1 protein-coding gene is annotated in these 300 nt (G+C 56.3%); it reads left to right on the forward strand.

Annotated features, from left to right (window positions below):
• Window positions 1–300: DDE-type integrase/transposase/recombinase (locus Dpoa2040_RS10140; RefSeq protein ID WP_168641166.1), on the forward strand; the 300-nt coding region annotated here is incomplete at both ends.

Consider the following 300-nt stretch of genomic DNA (forward strand, 5'->3'; position numbering starts at 1 on the left):
GACCTTGTCACGGGAGCTGGCGCTGGATGCGCTGATGATGGCCGTCTGGCGACGTAAACCCGACAGCGAGGTCATAGTACACAGCGATCAGGGCAGCCAGTACGGCAGTGACGACTGGCAGCGCTTGTGCCGGGCCAATAATCTGACCCCCAGTATGAGCCGGCGTGGCAACTGCTGGGATAATGCGGTGGCCGAATCGTTCTTCAGTTCGCTGAAAAAAGAGCGCATCAGAAAACGGATCTACAAAACCCGGGATCTGGCCCGCGCGGATATCTTCGATTACATTGAAGTGTTCTACAA

Source organism: Dickeya sp. CFBP 2040, assembly GCF_012273755.1.
GTDB lineage: Bacteria > Pseudomonadota > Gammaproteobacteria > Enterobacterales > Enterobacteriaceae > Dickeya > Dickeya poaceiphila.